The organism is Variovorax sp. F042, assembly GCF_057814215.1.
On sequence record NZ_JBVASX010000013.1, the window covers coordinates 63,595 to 84,284 of the forward strand.

The 20,690-nt window shown below is 66.9% G+C and carries 23 protein-coding genes; 11 read left to right on the forward strand and 12 right to left on the reverse strand.

Features of this window, described 5'->3' with window-relative positions:
• Nucleotides 1-37: 37 nt before the first annotated feature.
• Complete coding sequence (locus ACZYSP_RS28585; protein WP_093080396.1) at nt 38-814, forward strand: NAD(P)H-dependent oxidoreductase; 777 nt, start codon at nt 38-40, stop codon at nt 812-814.
• Here ACZYSP_RS28585 and ACZYSP_RS28590 read toward each other — a convergent pair.
• The 4 genes from ACZYSP_RS28590 to ACZYSP_RS28605 form a co-directional block, all read right to left on the reverse strand.
• On the reverse strand, nt 811-2,898 hold the full coding sequence (locus ACZYSP_RS28590; protein WP_093080393.1) for an alpha/beta hydrolase domain-containing protein: 2,088 nt from the start codon (nt 2,896-2,898) through the stop codon (nt 811-813). The two genes, ACZYSP_RS28585 and ACZYSP_RS28590, sit on opposite strands and share 4 nt — an antisense overlap.
• Nucleotides 2,899-2,962: 64 nt before the next feature.
• A complete protein-coding gene (locus ACZYSP_RS28595) occupies nt 2,963-3,928 on the reverse strand; it encodes a Bug family tripartite tricarboxylate transporter substrate binding protein (RefSeq protein ID WP_489017888.1) in 966 nt (321 codons plus the stop codon).
• A 48-nt stretch (nt 3,929-3,976) separates the two neighbouring features.
• The gene (locus ACZYSP_RS28600; RefSeq protein WP_093080388.1) at nt 3,977-4,342 is read right to left on the reverse strand and encodes an AtuA-related protein; all 366 of its coding nucleotides are present in this window, start codon (nt 4,340-4,342) and stop codon (nt 3,977-3,979) included.
• Nucleotides 4,339-5,730 (reverse strand): acyclic terpene utilization AtuA family protein, encoded by a 1,392-nt coding sequence (locus tag ACZYSP_RS28605; RefSeq protein WP_093080386.1) that lies wholly within the window; start codon nt 5,728-5,730, stop codon nt 4,339-4,341. The genes ACZYSP_RS28600 and ACZYSP_RS28605 overlap by 4 nt, the downstream gene beginning before the upstream one ends.
• An 88-nt stretch (nt 5,731-5,818) precedes the next feature.
• Here ACZYSP_RS28605 and ACZYSP_RS28610 point away from each other — a divergent pair, with 88 nt between their 5' ends.
• The 4 genes from ACZYSP_RS28610 (at nt 5,819) to ACZYSP_RS28625 (ending at nt 9,927) form a co-directional block, all read left to right on the forward strand.
• Nucleotides 5,819-6,736, forward strand: coding sequence for a LysR family transcriptional regulator (locus tag ACZYSP_RS28610; protein WP_093080383.1), 918 nt, complete (start codon nt 5,819-5,821; stop codon nt 6,734-6,736).
• A 141-nt stretch (nt 6,737-6,877) separates the two neighbouring features.
• Nucleotides 6,878-7,855, forward strand: coding sequence for a Bug family tripartite tricarboxylate transporter substrate binding protein (locus ACZYSP_RS28615; RefSeq protein ID WP_093080380.1), 978 nt, complete (start codon nt 6,878-6,880; stop codon nt 7,853-7,855).
• Between the two features lie 17 nt (nt 7,856-7,872).
• Entirely contained in the window at nt 7,873-8,748 is an 876-nt protein-coding gene (locus ACZYSP_RS28620; RefSeq protein ID WP_093080378.1) for an amidohydrolase family protein, read from the forward strand.
• Nucleotides 8,749-8,871: 123 nt separating this feature from the next.
• Nucleotides 8,872-9,927: a porin gene (locus ACZYSP_RS28625; protein ID WP_177192854.1), complete on the forward strand. Its 1,056-nt coding sequence runs from the start codon at nt 8,872-8,874 to the stop codon at nt 9,925-9,927.
• Here ACZYSP_RS28625 and ACZYSP_RS28630 read toward each other — a convergent pair.
• Complete coding sequence (locus tag ACZYSP_RS28630; protein WP_093080374.1) at nt 9,915-10,850, reverse strand: LysR substrate-binding domain-containing protein; 936 nt, start codon at nt 10,848-10,850, stop codon at nt 9,915-9,917. The genes ACZYSP_RS28625 and ACZYSP_RS28630 overlap by 13 nt on opposite strands.
• A gap of 116 nt (nt 10,851-10,966) precedes the next feature.
• On the opposite strand from ACZYSP_RS28630, the gene ACZYSP_RS28635 reads away from it, so the two are divergent.
• A complete protein-coding gene (locus ACZYSP_RS28635; RefSeq protein ID WP_093080371.1) occupies nt 10,967-12,115 on the forward strand; it encodes an aromatic ring-hydroxylating oxygenase subunit alpha in 1,149 nt (382 codons plus the stop codon).
• Nucleotides 12,116-12,119: 4 nt separating this feature from the next.
• On the opposite strand, the gene ACZYSP_RS28640 is transcribed toward ACZYSP_RS28635, so the two are convergent.
• From ACZYSP_RS28640 to ACZYSP_RS28650, 3 genes are read right to left on the reverse strand one after another with little or no spacing between them, the layout of a single operon-like run.
• Nucleotides 12,120-12,776, reverse strand: coding sequence for an FABP family protein (locus ACZYSP_RS28640; protein WP_093080369.1), 657 nt, complete (start codon nt 12,774-12,776; stop codon nt 12,120-12,122).
• A gap of 53 nt (nt 12,777-12,829) precedes the next feature.
• Nucleotides 12,830-13,798 carry a Bug family tripartite tricarboxylate transporter substrate binding protein gene (locus ACZYSP_RS28645; protein WP_093080366.1) on the reverse strand — a complete coding sequence of 323 codons (969 nt, stop codon included), beginning with the start codon at nt 13,796-13,798 and terminating at the stop codon, nt 12,830-12,832.
• A 40-nt stretch (nt 13,799-13,838) separates the two neighbouring features.
• Nucleotides 13,839-14,240, reverse strand: a complete 402-nt coding sequence (locus ACZYSP_RS28650) for a winged helix-turn-helix transcriptional regulator (protein WP_093080363.1) — start codon at nt 14,238-14,240, stop codon at nt 13,839-13,841.
• A gap of 91 nt (nt 14,241-14,331) precedes the next feature.
• On the opposite strand from ACZYSP_RS28650, the gene ACZYSP_RS28655 reads away from it, so the two are divergent.
• Together ACZYSP_RS28655 and ACZYSP_RS28660 are read left to right on the forward strand one after the other, a co-directional pair.
• Nucleotides 14,332-14,649, forward strand: coding sequence for a DMT family transporter (locus ACZYSP_RS28655; RefSeq protein WP_093080360.1), 318 nt, complete (start codon nt 14,332-14,334; stop codon nt 14,647-14,649).
• 242 nt (nt 14,650-14,891) lie between these two features.
• A complete protein-coding gene (locus tag ACZYSP_RS28660) occupies nt 14,892-15,281 on the forward strand; it encodes a DUF427 domain-containing protein (protein WP_093052527.1) in 390 nt (129 codons plus the stop codon).
• A gap of 83 nt (nt 15,282-15,364) precedes the next feature.
• Here ACZYSP_RS28660 and ACZYSP_RS28665 read toward each other — a convergent pair whose 3' ends face one another.
• Complete coding sequence (locus ACZYSP_RS28665; RefSeq protein WP_093080358.1) at nt 15,365-15,745, reverse strand: helicase SNF2; 381 nt, start codon at nt 15,743-15,745, stop codon at nt 15,365-15,367.
• Nucleotides 15,746-15,970: 225 nt separating this feature from the next.
• Nucleotides 15,971-16,444, reverse strand: coding sequence for a cupredoxin domain-containing protein (locus ACZYSP_RS28670; protein ID WP_093080355.1), 474 nt, complete (start codon nt 16,442-16,444; stop codon nt 15,971-15,973).
• A gap of 159 nt (nt 16,445-16,603) precedes the next feature.
• Here ACZYSP_RS28670 and ACZYSP_RS28675 point away from each other — a divergent pair, with 159 nt between their 5' ends.
• Complete coding sequence (locus ACZYSP_RS28675; protein WP_093080354.1) at nt 16,604-17,482, forward strand: hypothetical protein; 879 nt, start codon at nt 16,604-16,606, stop codon at nt 17,480-17,482.
• Between the two features lie 65 nt (nt 17,483-17,547).
• Nucleotides 17,548-17,904 (forward strand): DUF2845 domain-containing protein, encoded by a 357-nt coding sequence (locus tag ACZYSP_RS28680; RefSeq protein WP_093080351.1) that lies wholly within the window; start codon nt 17,548-17,550, stop codon nt 17,902-17,904.
• Nucleotide 17,905: 1 nt separating this feature from the next.
• On the opposite strand, the gene ACZYSP_RS28685 is transcribed toward ACZYSP_RS28680, so the two are convergent.
• Together ACZYSP_RS28685 and ACZYSP_RS28690 are read right to left on the reverse strand one after the other, a co-directional pair.
• Nucleotides 17,906-18,436, reverse strand: a complete 531-nt coding sequence (locus ACZYSP_RS28685; RefSeq protein WP_371258863.1) for a cupin domain-containing protein — start codon at nt 18,434-18,436, stop codon at nt 17,906-17,908.
• The gene (locus tag ACZYSP_RS28690; RefSeq protein ID WP_093080349.1) at nt 18,433-19,176 is read right to left on the reverse strand and encodes an NAD-dependent epimerase/dehydratase family protein; all 744 of its coding nucleotides are present in this window, start codon (nt 19,174-19,176) and stop codon (nt 18,433-18,435) included. Before ACZYSP_RS28690 ends, ACZYSP_RS28685 begins: the two co-directional genes overlap by 4 nt.
• A 92-nt stretch (nt 19,177-19,268) precedes the next feature.
• Here ACZYSP_RS28690 and pdxR point away from each other — a divergent pair, with 92 nt between their 5' ends.
• Complete coding sequence (gene pdxR / locus ACZYSP_RS28695; protein WP_093080346.1) at nt 19,269-20,687, forward strand: MocR-like pyridoxine biosynthesis transcription factor PdxR; 1,419 nt, start codon at nt 19,269-19,271, stop codon at nt 20,685-20,687.
• Nucleotides 20,688-20,690 lie beyond the last annotated feature (3 nt).

Genomic DNA, 20,690 nt, shown 5'->3' on the forward strand with positions numbered 1-20,690 from the left:
AACCTGAGGGCATCTTCATTCGAACCCTTGTGAAACCGTGAACATCCTTCTGGTACTTGCCCACCCCGAAGCCGCCTCGCTCAATGGCGCGCTCCATCGCTTCATGCTCGAACGCCTGACGGCTGCGGGCCATTCAGTGCAGGTGTCCGACCTGTACGCCATGCGCTGGAAGCCCGCGCTCGACGCCGACGACTTCCCCGCGCGCGACACCGCCGCGCGCTTCGACCCCGTGCTCGATTCACTTCACGCATTCGAGGCCGGCACGCAAACCGCGGACATCGCCGCCGAACAAGAAAAGCTGCTGTGGGCCGACGCGGTCGTCCTGCAATTTCCGCTGTGGTGGTACTCGATGCCCGCCATCCTCAAGGGGTGGGTCGAGCGCATCTACGCCTATGGCTTTGCCTACGGCCTCGGCGAGCATTCGGACACGCACTGGGGCGACCGCTTCGGCGAAGGCGTGATGGCCGGCAAGCGCGCGATGCTGGTGGTGACGACCGGCGGCTGGGCATCGCACTACGCGCCGCGCGGCATCAACGGGCCGATGGACGACCTGCTGTTTCCCATCCACCACGGCATCCTCTACTACCCCGGATTCGACGTGCTGCCGCCGTACGTGGTGCATCGCACGCACAAGGTCGACGAGGCAGCCTACGCACGCATCACCGAGGAATTGGGTCAGCGGCTCGACACGCTGTTCACCACAGACCCGATCCCGTTCCGCCGGCAGAACGCCGGCGACTACGAGATTCCCGCGCTCACCCTGCGCGAAGACATCGCGCCGGGCAAGACGGGCTTTGGGGTGCACTCGGCTTAAGGAAGCACCGGATTGGCGAGCGCATTGGCAATCGCCGCGTCGGCATCCACACGCAGCATGAAGCGCTTCGCCACCAGATCATTGGCGGCCGCAGTCAAGGCCGCGATGTAGCCCGCCTGATCCACATAGCGCTCCTGCAGCGACGGGCGCGGATCACTTCCGCGCAGCGCCGCCGTCTTGGCAAACGCAAAGTACGACCCGAACAGGCCCGCCTGGTCGATCCTGCCCGGCTGGTTGGTGTAGTTCCAACCGGTGTTCGTGCCCAGCGGCACGGTGACGTCCAGGCTGCGGATGCCCGCGATGTCGTTGCCGTCCGCATCCACCTGCGGCACCAGGATCGCGTAGTCGCGGCCCAGGTAGGCCGGCGGCACCTGCGTGGCGATGCCGCTCTCGTCCTGCGGCCTGTAGTTGGGGCCCCAGTCCAGCAGCGAATAGGTGTTGACCAGCCCCGTGTAGCTCACGCCCGGAATCGCCGGGAACTTGACCTGCTGCGGCCGCACCAGCGTGGTGTCTGCCAGCTTCGGCACCTGGCTGTCGGGCGGTGTCGTGCCCTTGACGACCCAGTCTTCCAGGTTCTGGTACAGCGCGCGCACGACCGGAATCACGCCGGCATTGCCGTTGGTCGCATACAGCGCCCCTGCGCTTGCACCCGGCAGCGACGGGAGGCCCAGCAGATGGTGCGTGCTCGCGTAGTAGTAGATGCGCGCGTCGCCGGGCTGCACGAGGTCGGTCGTGCCCCAGGCATCGGTCAGCAGCGGCGAGCCCTGCAGGGTCCAGAACTCGGTGCCGCTGAAGCCGATGAAGAGCTTGGGACAGGTGCCGCTCGCCTCGCAGCGCGACAGGATGCCGCCGCGCCGCTGCGCCACGTCGTCCACGTAGTCCTTCGAAAGGCCGCGCGTGCCGGCCTGGCCGAAGGCCGTGTGGTCGGCGCGCACGCCACCGCCGCCGCCAGGAATGGAGAAGCGCATGTTGATGTTGGTCTGCCGCGCCGCGATCTGCGCGAACACGCCGTCGAACACCTTCTGGCCCGCACGGTCCTCGTTGAAGCCCAAGTGCACGAAGGTCTTCATGAAGTTGCCGCACTGCGAGACGCCCGAGGCAATGGTGTTCTTGATGGCAGCAGCCACCGGGTTGACCGTGCCCGCCGCATCGCTCGCGTCGCGGTGGAAGAAGCTGATCATGTCGCGCAGCGCCGCGAGGCCCAGGCCCATGACCTTCGGGTCTCTCGCGATGTAGACCAGTTCGTACAAGTAGGCCGGGTCCCATTTGTCCTTGAGGCAGACGTTCGTCTCGTCGGGCGTACCGGGGAACGGCGTGGCGGCGCTGCACTTCGCAAACTTCCACTCGCTCGCGGGAATGAGCTGGCGCGCGTCGCCTTCGTTGATGCGGCGAGTGAGCACATAGCCGGGCTTCGTGTTGTCGAGGCTCGCGGTGGCATAGGCCTGCATCGCCGCATTGAACGGGCCGCCTGGCAAGGGCAGCGAATCGTTGTTCGCTGCGGTAGGCAGCAACTCGGCGCGGTAGGTGCCGGTGATGCTGCTGCCATCGGCGTTCTTCGCGACCGGCACCTTCAGCGTGAGCTTGCCGGGCCCGGCCGGCACATCGCCCTGCCAGGCGGCCGTCAGGAACACGTAGCCGCGCGAGGCGAAGTACGGATCGAGGCTCACGATGTTGCCGCGGTTCGGCGCGTCGTAGCGCAGCACGCCGCTGGCCTTGGTCATGTCCTTCGGCTTGAAGAGCACGAAGTCCGACGTGTACTCGACCTTGCCGTTCGCATTAAGCGGCGCGAGCGACAGGTCCTGGATGATGGCGTTGCGAGCGTCCTTCGGATCGACCTCGCCGGTGAAGGTGCCGGTGATCTTCTCGTAGGCGCCCACGCTGCCGAATGTGCCGGGCACGTCTTCGGTCGCCGTGATGGCGAGCTTGTACTTGGGCGCGGTGGCAGTCACGGGCGGTGTGGTGGGTGTCGTGGTGGTGGGCGGTGGCAGCAGCACGCCACCACCTCCTCCGCCGCTTCCACCGCATGCGCTCAGAAAAAGGGCGGCCGAAGCCACCGTGGCAGCCCAAAGGCTCCAGCGTTTCATGGTTTGTCTCCTTCGTTGTGTGTCTTGTCGCGTTGCGGCGCCGGTCCCCGCTACGGCGCGCGGGCTACTCGGCCTCGATGCCGGCCGACTTCACGATGCGACCCCACTTCTGGGACTCGTTGGCCTGGAACTTCGCAAGCTCTTCGGGCGAGGTCGTGAACACCTCGGTGCCGGTCGGCTCGTAGAACGCGGTCTTCGCAGCCTCGCTCTTCGCGGCTTTCACCAGCAATTCGTTGAGCCGCTTGACCACTGCGGGCGGCGTCTTCGCGGGTGCATAGGCCGCGAACCAGTAGCCCATCTCGTAGCCCTTCACACCGGCCTCGGAGATGATGGGCACGTCGGGCGCGAGCGGCGAGCGTGCCGAGCTGGAGATGCCCAGCGCGCGCAGCTTGCCGGCCTTGACCTGCGGCAGGCCGGTGGCCGTGTCGGTGATCATCATGTTGATCTGGCTGCCCAGCAGGTCGGTCACTGCGAGCGTGTTGCTCTTGTAGGGTACGTGCAGCAGCTTGATGTCGGCCATCTGCTGCAGCAGCTCGCCCGCCATGCGGCTGGACGAGCTGCCGCTGCCGAAGCTGTACTTGCCCGGATCCTTCTTCGCGAGCGCGATGAACTCGGCCACGTTCTTCGCAGGGAACGAGGGATTCACCACCATGATCTGCCCGCCCTTGCCGAGCGCCGCGATGGGCGCGAAGTCTTTCACCGGGTCGTAGGGCAGCTTCTTGAACAGGTGCTCGTTGGCCGCGTGCGTGGTGTTAGTGGTGATGAGCACCGTGTAGCCGTCAGCGGGCGCCTTGGCGACGTTCTGCGAGGCGATGAAGCCGCTGGCGCCGGCCTTGTTGTCGATGATGACGGCCTGCTTCGTCTCCGCCGCGATCTGGTTGCCGAGCGCGCGTGCGATCTGGTCGGTGGCGGTGCCGGCCGCGAAGGGCACGACGAAGGTGATGGCCTTCTCGGGGAAGGCCTGCGCATGGCTCAGCAGTGGCATCAGGGCCAGTGCGGCGGTCAGCACGGTGAGGGGAAATCGTTTCATTGTTTTGTCTCCGGATGGAATGGCTAGGGGAAAAGAAAAGAGCTGCGGCTATGGTCCGGCCAGCAAGGGCACAAGCGCGCGAGGTACGCGGACAGGCATGTCGAGCAGCAGGAAGGACAGCGCCTTGCCATGTGCGTCGAGGTTCAGCGCGTCGTTGACGCCCCCGTCCAGCACCGCGTCGAGCACGAAGTTCATCGCGTGCAGCTTCGGCAACACGAAGCGCTGCACCTGCGACGGTGCGCGGTGGTGGAACTGCGCGGCGACGCGCTCGGTCGTGAGTTGCTCGACCAGCAAGGGATAGAGCTCGGCGTGCCAGGCGATGACACTGATGTTGGAGCGATCTCCCTTGTCGCCGGTGCGGCCGTGCGCGGCGCGGTACAGCGGCACTTCGACGGTGTCGGTAGTGGTGTTCATGCCAGGGCCTCCTCGCCGAGCAGTTCGAAGCGCACCGGCACCGCCTCGCGCGGCAGCAGGCACGACAGCGTGTTGAGCCGCGGCGTGAGCGCGGTGCGCACGCCGCCGCCGCCTGCCGGGCCGCAGGTGTAGAGCGCCATGACCTCGCGCGCCAGTCGCTCGGCCTGCGCGCGATCGGCATGCGTGGCCGCGACGCGCAGGCGCACGTCGCGCAGGCCGGCGTCGGGTGTATCCGCCAGCGCACGGCCCGCGTCGTCGCCCAGGATGCTCAGCGCGCCGATCAGGTCCACGCGCAACGCGAGTCCGGCCAGGCGCTTGCGCAGCACGTCCGCCGCGAGCCGCGCACGGGCCTCGGCGCGCGGCCCCGCATAGGAGATTTCGCCCTCGGCCAGCCAGCCGCCTTCATGGCAGACGTTGACCTTGTAGCGGCCCGGCCGCGCATGGCCGCGCACGCCGGAGAGCGCAACGCGATCCACGCCGGGCAGCGCGTGCACTTCGGCGTCGGCAATATCGGCGACCACGTCGGGCGTCAAGTAGGCCGCAGGGTCGTGCACTTCGTAGAGCAGCTGTTCCTTCACCGTGGCTTCGCTTACGAGGCCGCCTGTGCCGTCGGCCTTGCCGATGGTGCAGCGGCCGTCGGCGTCGATCTCTGCGATGGGGAAGCCCACCGCTTCCAGCCCCGGCACGTTCTTGTAGCCAGGGTCGGCGAAGTAGCCGCCGCACACCTGCGCACCGCATTCGAGCAGATGCCCCGCCATGGTCGCTCGGCCCAGCCGGTCCCAGTCGTCGGCGCGCCAGCCGAAGTGCGACATGGCCGGGCCAACGGTGAGCGACGGGTCGGCCACGCGGCCGCACACCACGATCTGCGCGCCCGCGTCGAGCGCGGCGGCAATCGGCTCGGCGCCGATGTAGGCATTGGCGCTGACCATGCGCAGCCCTTCCATCTGCGCGCCGAGCGCTTCGTTCAGCAGCGCGCGGTGTTCGGGCCCCGACAGGTCGTCGCCCTCCACCACCGCGATGCGCGGCGCGCTCGCACCCAGTTCGCGCGCCATCCGGGCGATATGCCGGGCGGCGGCGCGCGGGTTGGCGGCGCCGAAGTTGCTCACGATGCGGATGCCATGCGCCAGGCAACGCGCGAGCACGGGGCGCAGCATGTGGTCGAGCAGCGGCTCGTAGCCCGCTTCAGGGTTGTCGCGGCGGCGCAGTTGGGCCAGCGCGAGCGTGCGCTCAGCCAGTGTCTCGAAGATGAGGAAGGCGCGCTGCCCCTTGGGGCCGCTTGCCAACCGCGCGATCAGCGTGTCGACCACCGGCCCGGCGGCGTCGGTGCGGTCGCCCGAGAAGCCGGCGGCGCAACCTATCAGCAGCGTGGGCGGATCAATGGAGTTCATTGCCGTGCACTGTAGGCAGCGGCTGGTCATCCGTAAAATCGAAAATACGGATCGATTGATCCGCTTTTCAAATAACAAGAGAGACATTATGAGAAAGACGCCCGACCTCTCCACGCGGCAGCTGCGCGCCTTTCTCGCGCTGGCAGAGCACCGCAACTTCACGCGCGCGGCGCAGAGCAGCCATCTCTCGCAGCCCGCGTTCAGCGCGCTGATCCGCACGCTCGAAGACGCAATCGGCACCCGCCTTTTCGACCGCGACACTCGCAGCGTGCAGCTCACGCCCGAGGGCCGGCTGTTCGAGGGCTCCGCGCGCCGGCTGCTCGACGACATGGGCAGCGCCATGGGCGACCTCGCCGATCATGTGGAGCGCCGCAAGGGCCGCGTGCGCGTGGCCGCCCTGCCCTCACTCGCGGCCGGCTGGCTGCCCACGGTGTTCGCAGAATTCATGCAAGCCTGGCCGGGCATCCGCATCGACCTGGACGATGCGTTGTCCGACGCCTGCATCGCGCTGGTGCGCAACGGCCAGGCCGACTTCGCGCTCGCCGCCTCGGGCGCCGGAGGCACGGCAGACAGCGACCTGCGTGCGCGCAAGCTCTGCACCGACCGCTTCCACCTCGTGTGCCGCGCCGACCATCCGCTGGCGCGCGAGCCGCGCCTCACGGTGAAGAAGATCGCGCCCCACCCCTTCATCCAGATGGCGCGCAACAGCAGCGTGCGGCAGGCGCTCGACGCGGCGCTGCATCCGCAAAGGCTGAATGCGGTGTTCGAAGTGGAGCACCTGGCCACCGTGATGGGGCTGGTCGAGGCTGGGCTGGGCATCAGCGTGGTGCCCGCGCTCACGCTGTTCCACTTCCAGCGCGAGACGCTGGTGACGCGGCCGCTGCCCCTGCCTTCCCTCACGCGAACGCTCTACATGGTGCAGCGGCGCGAAGGCAGCCTGTCGGTGGCTGCGCAGACGCTGCACGACCTGATCGTCGCGCGGCTGGGGTCGCTGCGGCTGGATTGACGCTGAGCGCCACGCGAGCGCCCAGCCATGCCGAAAAACTATATCTCCCAGTGCGAACGCGATCTTGCCGGGGGATGACCCACGGGCAATAGTTCGGGTCGGCGGCGCGCAAGGCCGCACACAAGTTCAACAAGGAGACACATGAGACATTCCCGTCGCGGCTTCGTCGGCCTGATGCTGACCCTGGCCGCCGGTTTGCGCGCATCGCCCGCGCTGGCCGCCCCCCTGTCTTCGCGTCCGATCCGCCTGGTCGTGCCCTTCGGTGCCGGCGGCGTGGCGGACCTGGTCGCGCGCAGCGTGGCCCAGAAGATGTCCGAATCGATGGGCCAGAGCATCGTGGTCGACAACAAGCCCGGCGCGGGTGGCGTGGTGGCTTCCGACACGGTAGCCAAGGCGCCGCCGGACGGCCACACGCTGCTGCTGATGTCCAACGGCAATGCCGTGAGCGTGGGCCTGTTCAAGTCGCTGCCCTACGACACGGTGAAAGATTTCACGCCGATCTCCACGCTCGGCTACTTCGACATGGCGGTACTCGCCGCGAGCAACAGCAAGTTCAAGACATTCACCGACCTGGTGGCTCACGCCAAGGCCCATCCAGGCCAGCTCAACATCGGCACCATCAACGTCGGCAGTACGCAGAACCTGGCAGGAGAGCTGCTGAAGAGTTCACTCGGCATCGATGCGCAGGTCGTGCCCTTCAACGGCACGCCGGCCGTGGTCACGGCGCTGCGTGGCGGGCAGGTCGACGTGGCGGTGGAAATCCTCTCGCCCGTTCTCTCGCAGATCGAAGGCAAGGCCATGCGCGCGCTGGCGGTCATGGGCGACAAGCGCTCGCCCAGCCTGCCGGACGTGCCGACCGTTGCGGAAAGCGGGACGCCAGGCTTCCAGGTCGCATCGTGGAACGCGCTGGCCGCGCCCGCCAAGACACCGCCCGACGTGATCGCCCGCCTGAACCAGGAGGCCCGTGCGGCGCTGGCTTCGCCCGAAGTCAAGAAGCGCCTGCAGAGCCTCGGCGTGGAGCCGCGCGGCAGCACACCGCAGGAACAGGCGCGGCTGCTCGACAGCGAGATCCAACGTTGGTCGGCCGTGATCCAGCGCGCCGGCATTCCCAAGCAGTAAGCAGTGAACCAGCCTTGATGAAAACCATCGCCCCGCCCCATCCAAACCCGAGCCGCCCCACGTTCGGCCTGCCCGCTGGCGCCTGCGACGCGCACTGCCATGTGTTCGGCCCCGGCGACGTGTTTCCGTATTCGGACAACCGCCGCTACACGCCGCCCGATGCGCCCGCCGCAAAGCTGCGCGCCCTGCACGAACTGCTGGGCATCGAACGCGTGGTGCTGGTACAGGCCAGCGTGCATGGCCATGACAACCGCGCCATGCTCGACGCCATCGCGCAATCGCCCGACACCTACCGCGGCGTAGCCATGGTGGGCGCGGGCATCACCGATGCCGAACTCGCCGCGCTGCACAAGGCCGGCGTGCGCTCGGTGCGCTTCAACTTCGTGCAGCACCTGGGCGGCGCACCCGACCTGCCCACGGTGCTGCGCATGGCCGAGCGCATCCGGCCGCTGGGCTGGCACCTGGTGCTGCACCTGGACGCAGATGACCTTGTCACCTACCGCGCATTCCTCGACACGCTGCCGGTGCCCTTCGTCATCGACCACATGGGCCGCACGATGGTCGAGCACGGCCTCGGCCAGAAGGCCTGCGAGATGATGCTGGAGCTGATGCGCGACGAGCGCGCGTGGGTCAAGGTGAGCGGCGCCGAGCGCATCTCGCAGACCCTCTCGACCCAGGGCCAGCCCTATGCAGACGCCGTGCCCTTCGCGCGCCGGCTGATAGAGGCCGCGCCTGATCGCGTGCTGTGGGGCACCGACTGGCCGCACCCCAACGTGCGCGAAATGCCCGACGACGGCAAGCTGGTCGACCTGCTGCCGCTGTTCAGCGACGACCCGGCGCAGCTTCGCAAGCTGCTGGTCGACAACCCGACCCGCCTGTACTGGTACGACTGAGCGCCGCCGCCGCGCTTCGTACACACCACTGACACCGCCCCCACGCCACGGCACGACCGTGGCGTGCGGATGCGCGCGCCTGCGCCCTTGCAGGCTACGAATCACAACGAGGAGACAGACGACATGAGAAGACTTTCCCGCCTTCAGGCACTTTCGCTACGCGCCCTGCCGGTGCTGGCTCTGTGCACCACCACGCATTCCCCGTGGGCACAGACTGCCGCAGACCCTGGGGCCAGCGTGCAGATCTACGGCTTGCTCGATGCCTTCGTCGGATCGATGCAGCGCAGCGACGAGCCCGGCCGCACCAAGGTGCTCGGCAGCGGCGGCATGACGACGGCTTACTGGGGCGTACGAGGCAGCGAGAGCCTCGGCGATGGGCTGCAGGCGCAGTTCGCACTGGAAAGCTTCTTCCAGACCGACTCCGGCACCTTCGGGCGCAACAGCACCGACCCGTACTTCTCGCGGAACGCGTGGGTGGGCCTGGCCGGCGGCTTCGGCCAGCTGTCGCTCGGCCGGCAGACCAATCCGATGTTCGTGGCCAGCGGTGCCTTCAATCCGTTCGGCGTGTCGCTGCAGTTCTCGCCCGTCATGCTCCACACATGGCAGCCCACGTACAACCGCGCCGTGCTCGGCGACAGCGTGTGGAGCAATGCCATCCAGTACACCTCGCCTACCTTCGCCGGGCTGCGCGCCAGCCTGCTCTACGGCATGGGCGAAGTGCAGGACCGCGAAGGCATCCGCAACCTGAACCTGACCCTCAACTACGCGGCCGGGCCCTTTGCCGCCGTGGTGTCTGTGCAGCAGGCCAAGACGGGCCCCGGCTTCACCACGACCATCGGCCGGCAGGATGCCGCGCTGATCGGCGCCTCCTACGACTTCAAGGCCGTGCAGTTGTACGGCCAGCTGCAGCGCACCCGCACGCCCGACATTCGTACCACCGCCAATACCGCGCAGCTGGGCGCGGCGGTTCCGGTGGGTGCAGGGCGTTTCCTCGCCTCGGTGGCGCGCACCGAGCGCAAGGTGACGGGCGCCGCCGAAACACACCGCACCACCTGGACGGCCGGCTATGACCACTTTCTGTCAAAGCGGACCGACCTGTACGCGGTCTACATGCAAGACCGGCTGACCGGTTTTCGAAACAGCGGCAGCGTGGGTGTGGGCGTGCGTCACCGCTTCTGAGCCGCATCGGCCATTGCATTGGCACCGAGGTGCTGCTGCACGAGCTCGCGCAGCAGTTCCCCCATGGCCCGCTGCGTGCGCGTGACTGGCCGCTGCGAACTGGTCGCCAGCGCCAGCCGGCTGCGCAGGCCGGGCTTGACGATTGGCCTGATCGCATAGCGCTGCGACCGTCCCGCGAGGGTGACCGCATTGCGCGACAGCACGGCGTGGCCGGCGCCATCGGCCACCAGCGCGAGGATGGCCGGAACGCCGTCGATCTCCAGCGCGATCTGCGGCCGCCGGCCGATGGCGGCAAGCTCCGCCTCGACCAGCATGCGGATCGCATTGGGCCGGGTCGGGATCACCAGTTGCTGCTCGGCCAGCTGATGCAAGGCCAGTGGCGCGCCACGCCGCGCCGGCCCAGTGCCCTTGGTCGCGCTGACCAGGAACAGGTCCTCCTCCAGCACCGTCTCGCTGTCCACGTCGGGCGAAGGCTGCGGGTTGTAGAGCAGCGCAATGTCGAGCCGGCCGGTGAGCAGCGATTCCTGCATTGCCGTCGATAGGTTCTCGGTGATCGACAGCGCCGCATCGGGCAGCCGCTCACGCACGGCCCGCACCAGCGGCACCGTCAGCACACCGGCCACGCTAGGCGGCAGGCCGACGGCGACCCGACCGGCCAGCGCATCCCGCATGAGGCTCATGTCTTCCCTTGCCCGCTCGACCTGGTGGAGGATGCCGCGGCCATGCTCCAGCAGGCGCTTGCCGGCATCCGTGGTCACCACGCCGCGGCCGTTGCGCACCAGCAGGTTCTGCCGCAGCTCCACTTCCAGCTGGCGCACCTGGCGGCTCAATGCGGGCTGCGCGATGTCGATGACGTCCGACGCGCGGGTGAAGCTGCCGAGTTCGGCCACGCGGATGAAGTACTCCAGCTGTTTCAGGTCCATGCCCTGAGGCTATCGATATAACCGGTTATGAGCTATGCGTGTTTGTTCTATCCGGGCAGAGAAACACGACCAGTTGAAGCAAGCCGCCGCACGACTCGCTCGCCACAATCGCGCGCATGCAGCATGAAGAACAGATTGCACTGATCCGGCGCGCTCTCGCGCTGATCGAGACCGGCGGCAGCGAGCGCGGTGAGCCGGGCGTCAGTCCGGTGACGCGCTATCTCGATCCTGAACGCCATGAACGGGAGGTCGAGCGCATCTTCAGGCGCTATCCGCTGGCGCTGTGCCCTTCGGCGTCTCTCCCGAATGCCGGCGATTCGTTCGCCATCGACGTGGCCGGCATGCCGCTGATGTTTGTGCGCGGGCAAGAAGGAGAACTCAACGGCTTCGTCAATGCCTGCCGCCACCGCGGCGCGCGGTTGAAGCCGCCCGGCGCATCGAATCAACGCGCCCTGATCTGCCCGTACCACAGCTGGACCTACGGGCTCGATGGCACGCTGCGCGGGCGCCCGTCGGTGGAAGATTTTCCGCATGCGCCAGCATCGGATTGCGGCCTGGCGCGCGTGCCGGTTGCCGAAGCGCTGGGCTTCGTCTGGGCCATCCCCCGTGTAGTGGCGAACGGCGAAAGCGCCAGGATCGACATCGACAACTGGCTGGGCCGATTCGGCGCCGACCTGCGCTCATGGGGCTACGACAGCTGGGTGCCGTTTCACCAGCACGCCTTCGACAACGCGGCCAACTGGAAGATCCCTTTCGAGGCGAACCTGGAGACGTATCACTTCCAGTACGCGCACCGCAACAGCATCGCCGCGCTGTTCTACGACAACCTGCTGATGGCCGACCACGACCGGCAGCACCAGCGCCTGTTCCTGCCCAAGCGCAGCATCGAAAGCCTGCGCGGCACGCCCACGCAGGCATGGCAGGTGGGGCCGCACTCGAACATCATTTACTACTTCTTCCCGGCGACTTTCATCCTGCACGAGGGCGACCACGCCAACGCGTTCACCGTGCTGCCCGAATCGCCGGGGCGCTCGCGCGTGATCGCGAGCACGCTCGTTCCCGGGCTGCCGAAGACCGAGAAGTCGGTGAACTACTGGCGCAAGAACGTCGAATCGTTCTGGGGTGCGCTCGACGAAGACTTCGCGCTCGGCGTGTCTGCGCAATCGACGCTCGCGAGCGGTGCGCAAGCGTCGCTGTACTTCGGCGCGACCGAGTGGTGCTCGGCCAAGTTCCAGGCGGACGTGGAAGCGGCACTCGCGAAGTAGCGCCTCAGGCTGCGGCGTTTGCCGCCATTGCAGCCTGTGCAGTCGGGTTCGGCGTGGGCTCGCCGATCTTGCGCAGCGTGTTGCGGTCGGTGTGGCTGAAGGGCTCGGGCTTTCCGAGCACGCTGAGCACCGTTTCAAGCTCGTACGACCAGCTGCCGTCGTCGTGGATGGTCACTTCGATGCTGTAGCGCAGCGTCTTGAACGCATGCTCCAGGAACGGGTTGGCCACGATGCCGTTGGTCTCGCCGCCGCGCACAGCTTCGAGCCTGAAGCTGCGGTCTTCGGCCTTCGCGTGCCCCGTGGCCATGGCCGTGAGCCCGCGCGGGATCGACAGCGTCTGGATCAGCGCGCCCGTGGCGGGCTCCCACAGCCAGTAGCCGACTTGGTCATGAAAGGTTTCCACGTCGTCGGGCTTGACGATGCGCAGGTGGTAGCGCAGCCCGTAGAAGATCTGCGGCCCGTTGGTCTGCGCGTCGATGGGCTGGAACTCCGCATGCTCGATGTAGGCCTCGGCCTCGGGGCCGTCTTCCTTCGGGCTCACGTCGTGGCCGGCCTTGCCGATCCACAGGCCCGCCAGGCCCGTGAGCGGGCCCAGGTTGGCGAGCGTGTGCGGATCGGGCTCGGGTTCCGTGTAGATGTCGCGGGGAAACTGCTGTTCCATGTTCTTTCTCTTCCTGGAGTCTTCTGTCGTGGGTTGTCGGGAGTGTGGGAGTGTTATTGGTCGAGGCGGATGCCAACCTTGGCAATGATCGCACCCCATTTGCGGCCTTCGCTGTCGATGAAGGCCTTGAATTCTTCCGGCGAGCCGCCACCCGCCACCAGCCCCTGGTTGGCCAGCAGTTCGCGCACCGCCGGCTCCTGCAGCACGGCGTTGACGTCGGCATTGATGCGGCGCACCACCTCGGGCGGCGTGCCGCTGGCGGTGAACAAGCCGTTCCAGGCCAGCGACTCGAAACCCGGGTAGCCCGACTCGGCCACGGTGGGCAGGTCTTTCATGAGTTCAGAGCGCCTGGCGCTGGTCACGGCAATGAGCTTCACGCGCTGACCCTGGATCAGCGGCAGCAGCGCGGGCGCCACCGTGAACAGCGCCTGCGTGTCGCCGGCCGCCAGAGACAGCCCCGCGGGCGGCGAGCCCGAGTACGGCACGTGCACCGCCTCGATATGCGCCGCGCTGCGAAACAACTCCATCGTGAGATGCGACGAACTGCCCGCGCCCACCGACGCATAGCTGAACTTGTTGCCACGCTTCTTCGCCCATTCGACGAACTCGGGCAGCGTGTTCGCGGGGTTGCCCGCCTGCACCGCCAGCACGTTGGGCTGCGAGGTCGTGAGCACGATGGGCACAAGGTCGCGCGCGGGCGCATAGGGCATGCGTGCGTACATGTAGGGGCCGAAGGCAATCGGGCCGTTGAAGCCGATGCCGAGCGTGTAGCCGTCGTGCGGTGCTTTGGCCACCGTGTCCATGCCGATCAGGCCGCCCGCGCCTGCCTTGGTCTCGACCACCACGGGCTGCTTCCACATCACGCGCAGGCGGTCGGCCAGCGTGCGCACGATCAGGTCGAGCGAGCTGCCGGCCGGCGCGGGCACGATCACGCGCACGGGCTTGGCGGGCCAGTCCTGGGCCCAGGCGCTGGCGGCCAATAGGCCAGCGAGCAACAGCGTGGCGAGTTTGTTCTTCTTCACTTCGGTCCTTCGATGGATCGCTCGAGGTCGGGCGAAGGTATCACTGACGGTGCCGCGCCGCGTCGATCTGTGCATGGTTCGCCTCGGCCCAGCGGTCTACGGCGATCAGCGTCTTGCTCAATGACAGGCCGAGCGGGCTGAGCCTGTACTCGACGTGCGGCGGCACCGTCTGGTGGTCTTCGCGCAGCACCAGCCCGTTGAGCTCGAGGTCGCGCAGGGTCTGCGTGAGCATCTTCTGCGAGATGCCGCCAACCTTGCGCAGCAGTTCGTTGTTGCGCTGCGGCTTGCCGCGCAGCAGCGGAATGACCAGCAGCGCCCACTTGTTGGCAATGAGCTCCAGCACGCGGCGCGAAGGGCAGTCGGCATTCCACACATCGGCGGGTGCCGCCTCGGCTTCTTCCACAGGCTCGGACTTCTTCGATGGCGTCTTTGAATTTCCCATGGTTACCAAAAGGTGCGTACTTGTTGATCGGTGCCCGGCCCGGAATTATCCGGTTCGGCTCTACCCGCAACAGCATCGAAGGAGTTTTTTCATGGGTTGGATATTTCTACTGGCGGCAGGTCTCGTCGAGATCGCGATGGCCGCCGCACTCAAGCGATCGGAAGACTGGACACGGCTCGTGTCGTCGGTCGTGGGCGTGTCGACCGCGCTGCTCAGCATCTACCTGCTGGCCAGGGCGCTGCGCTACCTGCCGCTGGGCCCGGCCTACGCAATCTGGACCGGCATCGGCTCGGTGGGCGTGGTGCTGATGGGCGTTTTGTTCTTCGGCGAGGCCCTTTCCGCACCGCGAATGGCATGCATCGCGCTGGTAATCGGCGGTACCGTGGGCCTTCGACTCATCGAAGGCTGATGCGTGAAGCACACACATTCGTGACCACACGCAACCTGCGCACCGAAGATATGGAACTTCAGTATTCCTTACATGCTGAATCACAATCCGAAAGGCTCCCAGAGCCATTCAAATGAATTCGCGGTCTTTAACCATGTCGCGAATGGGTCGATTTTCTGGCTACTTCTAATCGCCACGGCATCGCGGCAAGATGCGCATCCGCCGATTCTTGCGTCACCCCGATTGCCCGAAGGAGCTTTCTCATGTTCGCTACCGCAGAACGCACCATCAAGACCCCCGGCCCCGACCATCCGATCACCATTGCACCCAACCCGCTTCGCGTGGTGGTGTCGGTCGATGGCTGCGTCGTCGCCGATACGCGCGAAGCGCTGACGCTGCGCGAGGCGCACTTCGGAACCGTGCACTACATACCCCGCAAGGACGTGAAGATGTCGCTGCTCGAGCGCACGTCTCATGCAACCTACTGCCCGTACAAGGGCGAGTGCAACTACTACAGCATTCCGGCCGGCGGCGAGCGCTCGGTGAATGCGGTGTGGACCTACGAGTCGCCGTACGAGCATGTCTCGCAGATCAAGGACTACGTGGCGTTCTATCCGGACCGCGTGGGGCCGATCGAAGAGCGCGTCTACTAGCTCGCCCCCTGGACAAACAAACAAAAAGCCGGGCCCCGCTTTCGCAGGGCCCGGCTTTTATTTATGCGCGTTGCCGTTGTCGATTACAGCGGCAGAGCGTCACCACGAGCAGCAGCGCGGGCTGCGGCACGCACGGTGGAACGATCGACACCGCTTGCCAGCACCGGAGCGACACGCGAGGTCACGCCTTCGGCATACGGGTTCTCGCTGTGGGCGGCAGCCACCGCTTCAGCACGGACTGCAGCGCGGCTGGTCGTCGAGGCGATCAGTTGCACGGGGCCCGAGTTGGCGCCGTCGGCATAGGGGTTGCCGCTGCGTGCGGCCACCAAGGCCTGGCTGGCGACGTCGGCGCGGCTGGTGGCCGAGGTCAGTTGATGCACACCGTCATAGCTTTCGGCATGAGCGGCACCGGCAGCAGCCAGCAGTGCGATGGAGATGGCGGAGAGGAGCTTCGAGGCGGTCATTTAGATTTCCTTCAATTCAGTTCTTTGCATACGGGATGGTTTCGAACCGGTCTTGGGTGGGTCACCGTCCCTTCGGGGGGCGGCCACCTCGCTCGGGGCCTGTTCATCCAGATTCGCTTGTGGGCTGGTCTGTGAGATGAATTGTGAGCCGATGAGTAGGTAAAAACCCGCAGCAAAAGGAACCGCGGCGTTCATGTGATGGAAACAATCGCGCCGCGCCCAGGCCTATTTGCCCGCGGCACTGGCCACGTTCACCACGCCCTTCATCCCGGCGTCGTAGTGCCCCGCCTGCAGGCATCCGAAGTCGACCTTGCCCGCCTTGGTGAACTGCCAGACGACCTCGCCGGTCTTGCCTGGCGCGAGCGTCACCATGTTCGGCTCAGCGTGTTCCATCTCGGGGTTCTTCATCATGGAAGCGTAGTGCGCCTTCAGGTCCTGCTGGGTGCCAAGTACCAACTCGTGCTTCAGCTTGCCGGAGTTTCTGACCACGAAGCGCACGGTCTCGCCCTGCTTGACGCTGATGTCGGCTGGCGTGAAGCGCATGCCATCGGTCATGTCGACCTGGACCGTGCGAGTCGCCTTGGCGGCCACGCCGGGTTTGCCGATAGCGTTGTCGTGCGTGCCCGATGCGGCGGCGCCTGTGACAGATGCGGCGAGCAACGTGGCGAAAGCGGTGGTGGTGAGGAATGCGCGTTTCATGAATGGTGTTCCTTGGGATGATGAATGGCGAGTGATGAGAACTGCACGCGCTGGATTCTGGAAAGCCCATCCGGCCATCGCCTGACACGCGGATTACAAGAAAGCAATCTGCGCCCGCGCCCGTAAGATGACGCCCGCCCCTTGCCCGGAGCGAAGAAGATGTCCCACCCCGTCTACCTGTCCAGCTCGACCCTGCCCCGCATGCCCGAAGGCAGCCGCAACGAATGGCGCGGCTTCTTCGGCCACGGCGGGGAGCTCGAGGCCAATGCCTTCTTCCCGCTGTTCTGGCGAGCGCTTTTCAGCGAGAGCGACATCCGCCACGCACGCTTCGTCGACGCATACGACATCGATGATGAAGAAAGCGCTATCGAGCGCGAGGAATGCCTGGAAGAATTCGGCGCCGACGCCGCCTACCCGTACCTCGTCACCGACAAAACCTCCGCGCTGCGGCGGCTCGCATCGCGGCGCGAAGCCGTGATCGCGGCCATCGGCGAGCGCTACCGACCTCTCTACGAAGGCTTCGAAGCCTGGACCGCACGCGGCTTCGAGAGTCACATCCTGCTGCGGACCCAGGGGCTGCCTGATGCCGCCGATGCAGAGCCGTGGCTGCGCGCCGAGCTAGCCTCCATCGACCGCTTGAACGACAAGAAGGTGCTCGATGGCCTCATGTCGGATCTCTCACGCCGCGATGCGGACGCGGTCTGGCAACTGGCGGGCATCGGCGCATCGCCGGACGACGCATGGCCCACGCCGGCGCTGAGAGCTCTCTTCCCCGACCCAAGGCAACGGAAGCCGCGAAAGCCGCAAACCCAGCAACAGATCGAAAAGCACGAACGCTCATTGGCCGCGCAACGCAGCAGCAAGCCCAGGAGCTGGATCGACCCGGTGCTCGAATGGCTGGCCGTGGCGCTCGCCGCGGGCGCCACGCTGGGCACCTATGCGTTCACGCGATCGGTCTGGCTCGCGTTGCTGGTTTTTCTCTGCGCGGCTCTGGCGCTGGGCTTCGGCGTCGCCAAGCTGCGTGGCCCGCGGTCGTGATGACGGCAAGAGAAACTATCGGGGCCCACCGCAGTCCCAGGCTGCTCAAGGAGCCCATCGACACCATGCGCGCACTCGCCGCGATCGCACTCCTCCCACTTGCCGCCGTCATGCACACCGGCGTCGCATCGGCCCAATCGCTGAGCTGCAACGGCTCGCTCTCCGGCGTCGGCGACTCCAAGTTCTCTGTGGTGCAGAAGTGCGGCGAGCCGATGTCGAAGGAGTTCGTCTGTGTGCCCCGCCCGCAGGTGGCGTGGGTGCTGTCGCCCTACCCCGGTGGCCCCGCGCAGCAAGTGATAACGCAGCAGTGCGTGCCGATGGAAGACTGGGTCTACCACCGCGGCCAGGGCAACTTCCTGGGCATCGTTCGCTTCTACAACGGCGCGGTGGAGTCGGTTCGCGACGGAGACCGGGTGCGGTAGCTCAGGGTGGCAGCAGCAGCGGCCCGCAGTTCTCTTCCGCCACGAACACCGCCACCAGCTTCGCAGGTTTCACCGGATCGGGGTTCTCCGCGAACAGATGCAGCGTGCGCGGCGGCTCGAAGAAGGTCTCGCCGGGCCTGTAGTCGCCTACCGGACCGCCGGCCAGCTGCGAGCGCACAGTGCCTTCCAGAATGATGGCGGTCACCGAACCCGGATGCCTGTGAGCCGGCGAATAGGCCATCGGCGGAAAGTCGACGAGGACGGTGGTGACTGACTTGCCCGGCACGTTGGGCAGCGCCTCGCAGGAGATCACCTTGGTCGAGGTCTGCGGCCGTGCCGCGGCGGCTGAGCCTTCGGGGGCCGGCGCCGATGCGAACATCGGTCGGCTCACGGCGCTGCAGATGTCGTCGATGAACTGCACGGTCGATTGCCTGCTCGCGTGCGGCAGCAATGCCCAACCCATGGCTGCAACAGTCAGCGCCGCAAGCCCGGCGCGCGCACGGTGGCGCAGGAAGAGAGGCATCGCGTTCATGGCATGGCTCCTTGAGACAGTCGCGCATCGGCACGCCAGCCCAGCGTGCGCTTCGCCTTCTCGGTGCTGACCTCGGCGCCGTCTTCGGCGATGTTGAAGATGCCGCCGGTCGAACGCTGCAATGCCAGCAACGCAGCCCGCGCCGCGGCCGCGACGTGCAACGGGCTCGGGCCTTTGGGTGTATCGGTCGAAGTGTTCGGACCGTAGAGCTGCCCATAGCGCAGCACAGTGGCGGTCATGCCCTGCGCAGCCATCACGCATTTCTCCAGCGCAACCACGCCGTCGACGCTGATGCGGCGCGCACCTTCCGCCTCCGTATCGAGCGGCTGCTCTTCCGTAAATGGCTTGGGGCCGGGCGCATAGGCCCAGGCGATGCTCTGCGCCACCAGCCGCTTCGCACCCGAAGCCTGCGCGGCGGCCACGAGGTTGCGTGTGCCCTCGGTGCGCACACGCGCATTGAGCACCACAGCCGTGGCCATGCGGCTCGGATCCAGGTCTTTGGGCAGGTCGGTGAGCTGATGGATCACTCCCCACGGCGCGATGCGCACCAGCGCGGCCCGCAGCGCCGCCGCATCGAACACGTCGACGACGACCGGATGCACGCCCTGCGCCTCCAGCACGCCCGCACGGTCAGCGCGACGCGTGCTGCCATGCACGGTATAGCCCGCTTCGATAAGCAATGGAACCAGCGCGGCGCCGACCGCTCCGGTGGCACCTGCCAAAAATACCTTCTCGCTCATTGCGCTTCTTCCTTCCAGGCTGTTTGGAAAGTCGATCATGGATTTACGATGCCCCATCGAAAAGAGCCAAGAATCTTGAAAATGACCAGGCCATGACGCCAAAGCTCGACCGCGCAAAAGAAACGCCGCTGTTCCGCCAGATCTACGAGCGCTACCGAAGCGCCATCGAACAAGGCACGCTGCGCCCCGGCGACCGCGTGGCATCGGCGCGCAGCCTGGCCGGTGAGCTCGGCGTGGCTCGCGGCACCGTCGAGACGGCCTACAACCAGCTGATGGGCGAAGGCTATTTTTCTTCGCGCGGGCAGGCGGGTACCGTGGTTTCGCCGTCGCTGCCGCTGCATCGGCCCACGCGGCGGGAACCACGGCGCACCGATACGCGGGCTTCCGGCGATGCGCTCAAGCAGCCGGGCAAACCACCGCCCATGCAGCTGGGCATTCCGGCGCTCGACGCGTTCCCGCGCAAGCTGTGGTCGCGCCTCACGGCCCGCCGTGCGCGGGCTACGAACGCGGCCGACATGTTCTACGGCGACCCTTGCGGCTACCCCCCGCTGCGCGAAGCCATCGCGGCCTATCTGCTGGTGTCGCGCGGCGTGTCGTGCCACGCCTCGCAGGTGCTGGTGACGGGCGGCTACCGCGCATCGCTCGCGCTCGTCGCGCGCACGCTGCTGAAGAAAGACGACCGCGTGTGGATCGAAGACCCGGGCTTTCCGCCGACGCAGGAAGTGCTACGCGCCGCCAGCCAGCGCACGGTGCCCGTGCCGGTGGACGAAGACGGCCTCGTCGTCGCGCGCGGCCTGCGCAAGGCACCGAAGGCTCGCATGGCCGTCGTCACGCCCTCGCACCAGGCGCCGCTGGGCGTGTCGATGACGCTCGCGCGCCGGCTGCAGCTGCTCGAATGGGCCTCGCAGGCGAACGCATGGATCGTCGAGGACGATTACGACGGCGAGTACCGCTATGCCGGAGCGCCGCTGCCGGCGCTCAAGAGCCTCGACGGCCACGACCGCGTGCTGTACGCGGGCAGCTTCTCGAAGGTGCTCTACCCCGGGCTGGCGCTGGGCTACCTGGTCGTTCCCGAATCGCTGCGCGCGCGCTTCGAGGAGGCCGCGCGCACATGGTCGAACGGCAGTCCGCAGATCACGCAGGCCGTGGTGGCGGATTTCATGCGCGAGGGGCACTTCTCGCGCCACCTGAAGAAGATGCGCCTGCTCTATGCACGGCGGCGCGCAATGCTCGTGGCCGGCTTGCTGAAGGCCTTCGGCGACACGGTGCGCGTCGACCTGCGCAGTGGCGGCATGCACCTGATCGCGCGATTCGACGGGCGCCGTGAAGGCGATGTGGCGCTGGCCCGCCGCGCACAGCAGGCGGGGCTGAACTGCCAGCCGCTGTCGGCACGCGGCGTTGCGGGGCCTGCCGACCAGGGCCTGCTGATGGGCTTCACCAACATCGCCACCGCCGCTGAAGCGAACCGGCTCGCGGCGAAGCTGCGCGCGGCTTTCGGTTCTTCGGGTTGACTG

Bases quoted from the DNA above. Each gene is read 5' to 3' on its own strand.
- ACZYSP_RS28640 (WP_093080369.1), bottom strand. From the start codon at position 12,776: ATGGAACAGCAGTTTCCCCGCGACATCTACACGGAACCCGAGCCCGAT.
- ACZYSP_RS28655 (WP_093080360.1), top strand. From the start codon at position 14,332: ATGGGTTGGATATTTCTACTGGCGGCAGGTCTCGTCGAGATCGCGATG.
- ACZYSP_RS28685 (WP_371258863.1), bottom strand. From the start codon at position 18,436: ATGAACGCGATGCCTCTCTTCCTGCGCCACCGTGCGCGCGCCGGGCTT.
- ACZYSP_RS28595 (WP_489017888.1), bottom strand. From the start codon at position 3,928: ATGAAACGATTTCCCCTCACCGTGCTGACCGCCGCACTGGCCCTGATG.
- ACZYSP_RS28605 (WP_093080386.1), bottom strand. From the start codon at position 5,730: ATGAACTCCATTGATCCGCCCACGCTGCTGATAGGTTGCGCCGCCGGC.
- ACZYSP_RS28630 (WP_093080374.1), bottom strand. From the start codon at position 10,850: ATGGACCTGAAACAGCTGGAGTACTTCATCCGCGTGGCCGAACTCGGC.
- ACZYSP_RS28610 (WP_093080383.1), top strand. From the start codon at position 5,819: ATGAGAAAGACGCCCGACCTCTCCACGCGGCAGCTGCGCGCCTTTCTC.
- ACZYSP_RS28690 (WP_093080349.1), bottom strand. From the start codon at position 19,176: ATGAGCGAGAAGGTATTTTTGGCAGGTGCCACCGGAGCGGTCGGCGCC.
- ACZYSP_RS28625 (WP_177192854.1), top strand. From the start codon at position 8,872: ATGAGAAGACTTTCCCGCCTTCAGGCACTTTCGCTACGCGCCCTGCCG.
- ACZYSP_RS28615 (WP_093080380.1), top strand. From the start codon at position 6,878: ATGAGACATTCCCGTCGCGGCTTCGTCGGCCTGATGCTGACCCTGGCC.
- pdxR (WP_093080346.1), top strand. From the start codon at position 19,269: ATGACGCCAAAGCTCGACCGCGCAAAAGAAACGCCGCTGTTCCGCCAG.
- ACZYSP_RS28590 (WP_093080393.1), bottom strand. From the start codon at position 2,898: ATGAAACGCTGGAGCCTTTGGGCTGCCACGGTGGCTTCGGCCGCCCTT.
- ACZYSP_RS28675 (WP_093080354.1), top strand. From the start codon at position 16,604: ATGTCCCACCCCGTCTACCTGTCCAGCTCGACCCTGCCCCGCATGCCC.
- ACZYSP_RS28680 (WP_093080351.1), top strand. From the start codon at position 17,548: ATGCGCGCACTCGCCGCGATCGCACTCCTCCCACTTGCCGCCGTCATG.
- ACZYSP_RS28650 (WP_093080363.1), bottom strand. From the start codon at position 14,240: ATGGGAAATTCAAAGACGCCATCGAAGAAGTCCGAGCCTGTGGAAGAA.
- ACZYSP_RS28635 (WP_093080371.1), top strand. From the start codon at position 10,967: ATGCAGCATGAAGAACAGATTGCACTGATCCGGCGCGCTCTCGCGCTG.
- ACZYSP_RS28670 (WP_093080355.1), bottom strand. From the start codon at position 16,444: ATGAAACGCGCATTCCTCACCACCACCGCTTTCGCCACGTTGCTCGCC.
- ACZYSP_RS28600 (WP_093080388.1), bottom strand. From the start codon at position 4,342: ATGAACACCACTACCGACACCGTCGAAGTGCCGCTGTACCGCGCCGCG.
- ACZYSP_RS28660 (WP_093052527.1), top strand. From the start codon at position 14,892: ATGTTCGCTACCGCAGAACGCACCATCAAGACCCCCGGCCCCGACCAT.
- ACZYSP_RS28665 (WP_093080358.1), bottom strand. From the start codon at position 15,745: ATGACCGCCTCGAAGCTCCTCTCCGCCATCTCCATCGCACTGCTGGCT.
- ACZYSP_RS28620 (WP_093080378.1), top strand. From the start codon at position 7,873: ATGAAAACCATCGCCCCGCCCCATCCAAACCCGAGCCGCCCCACGTTC.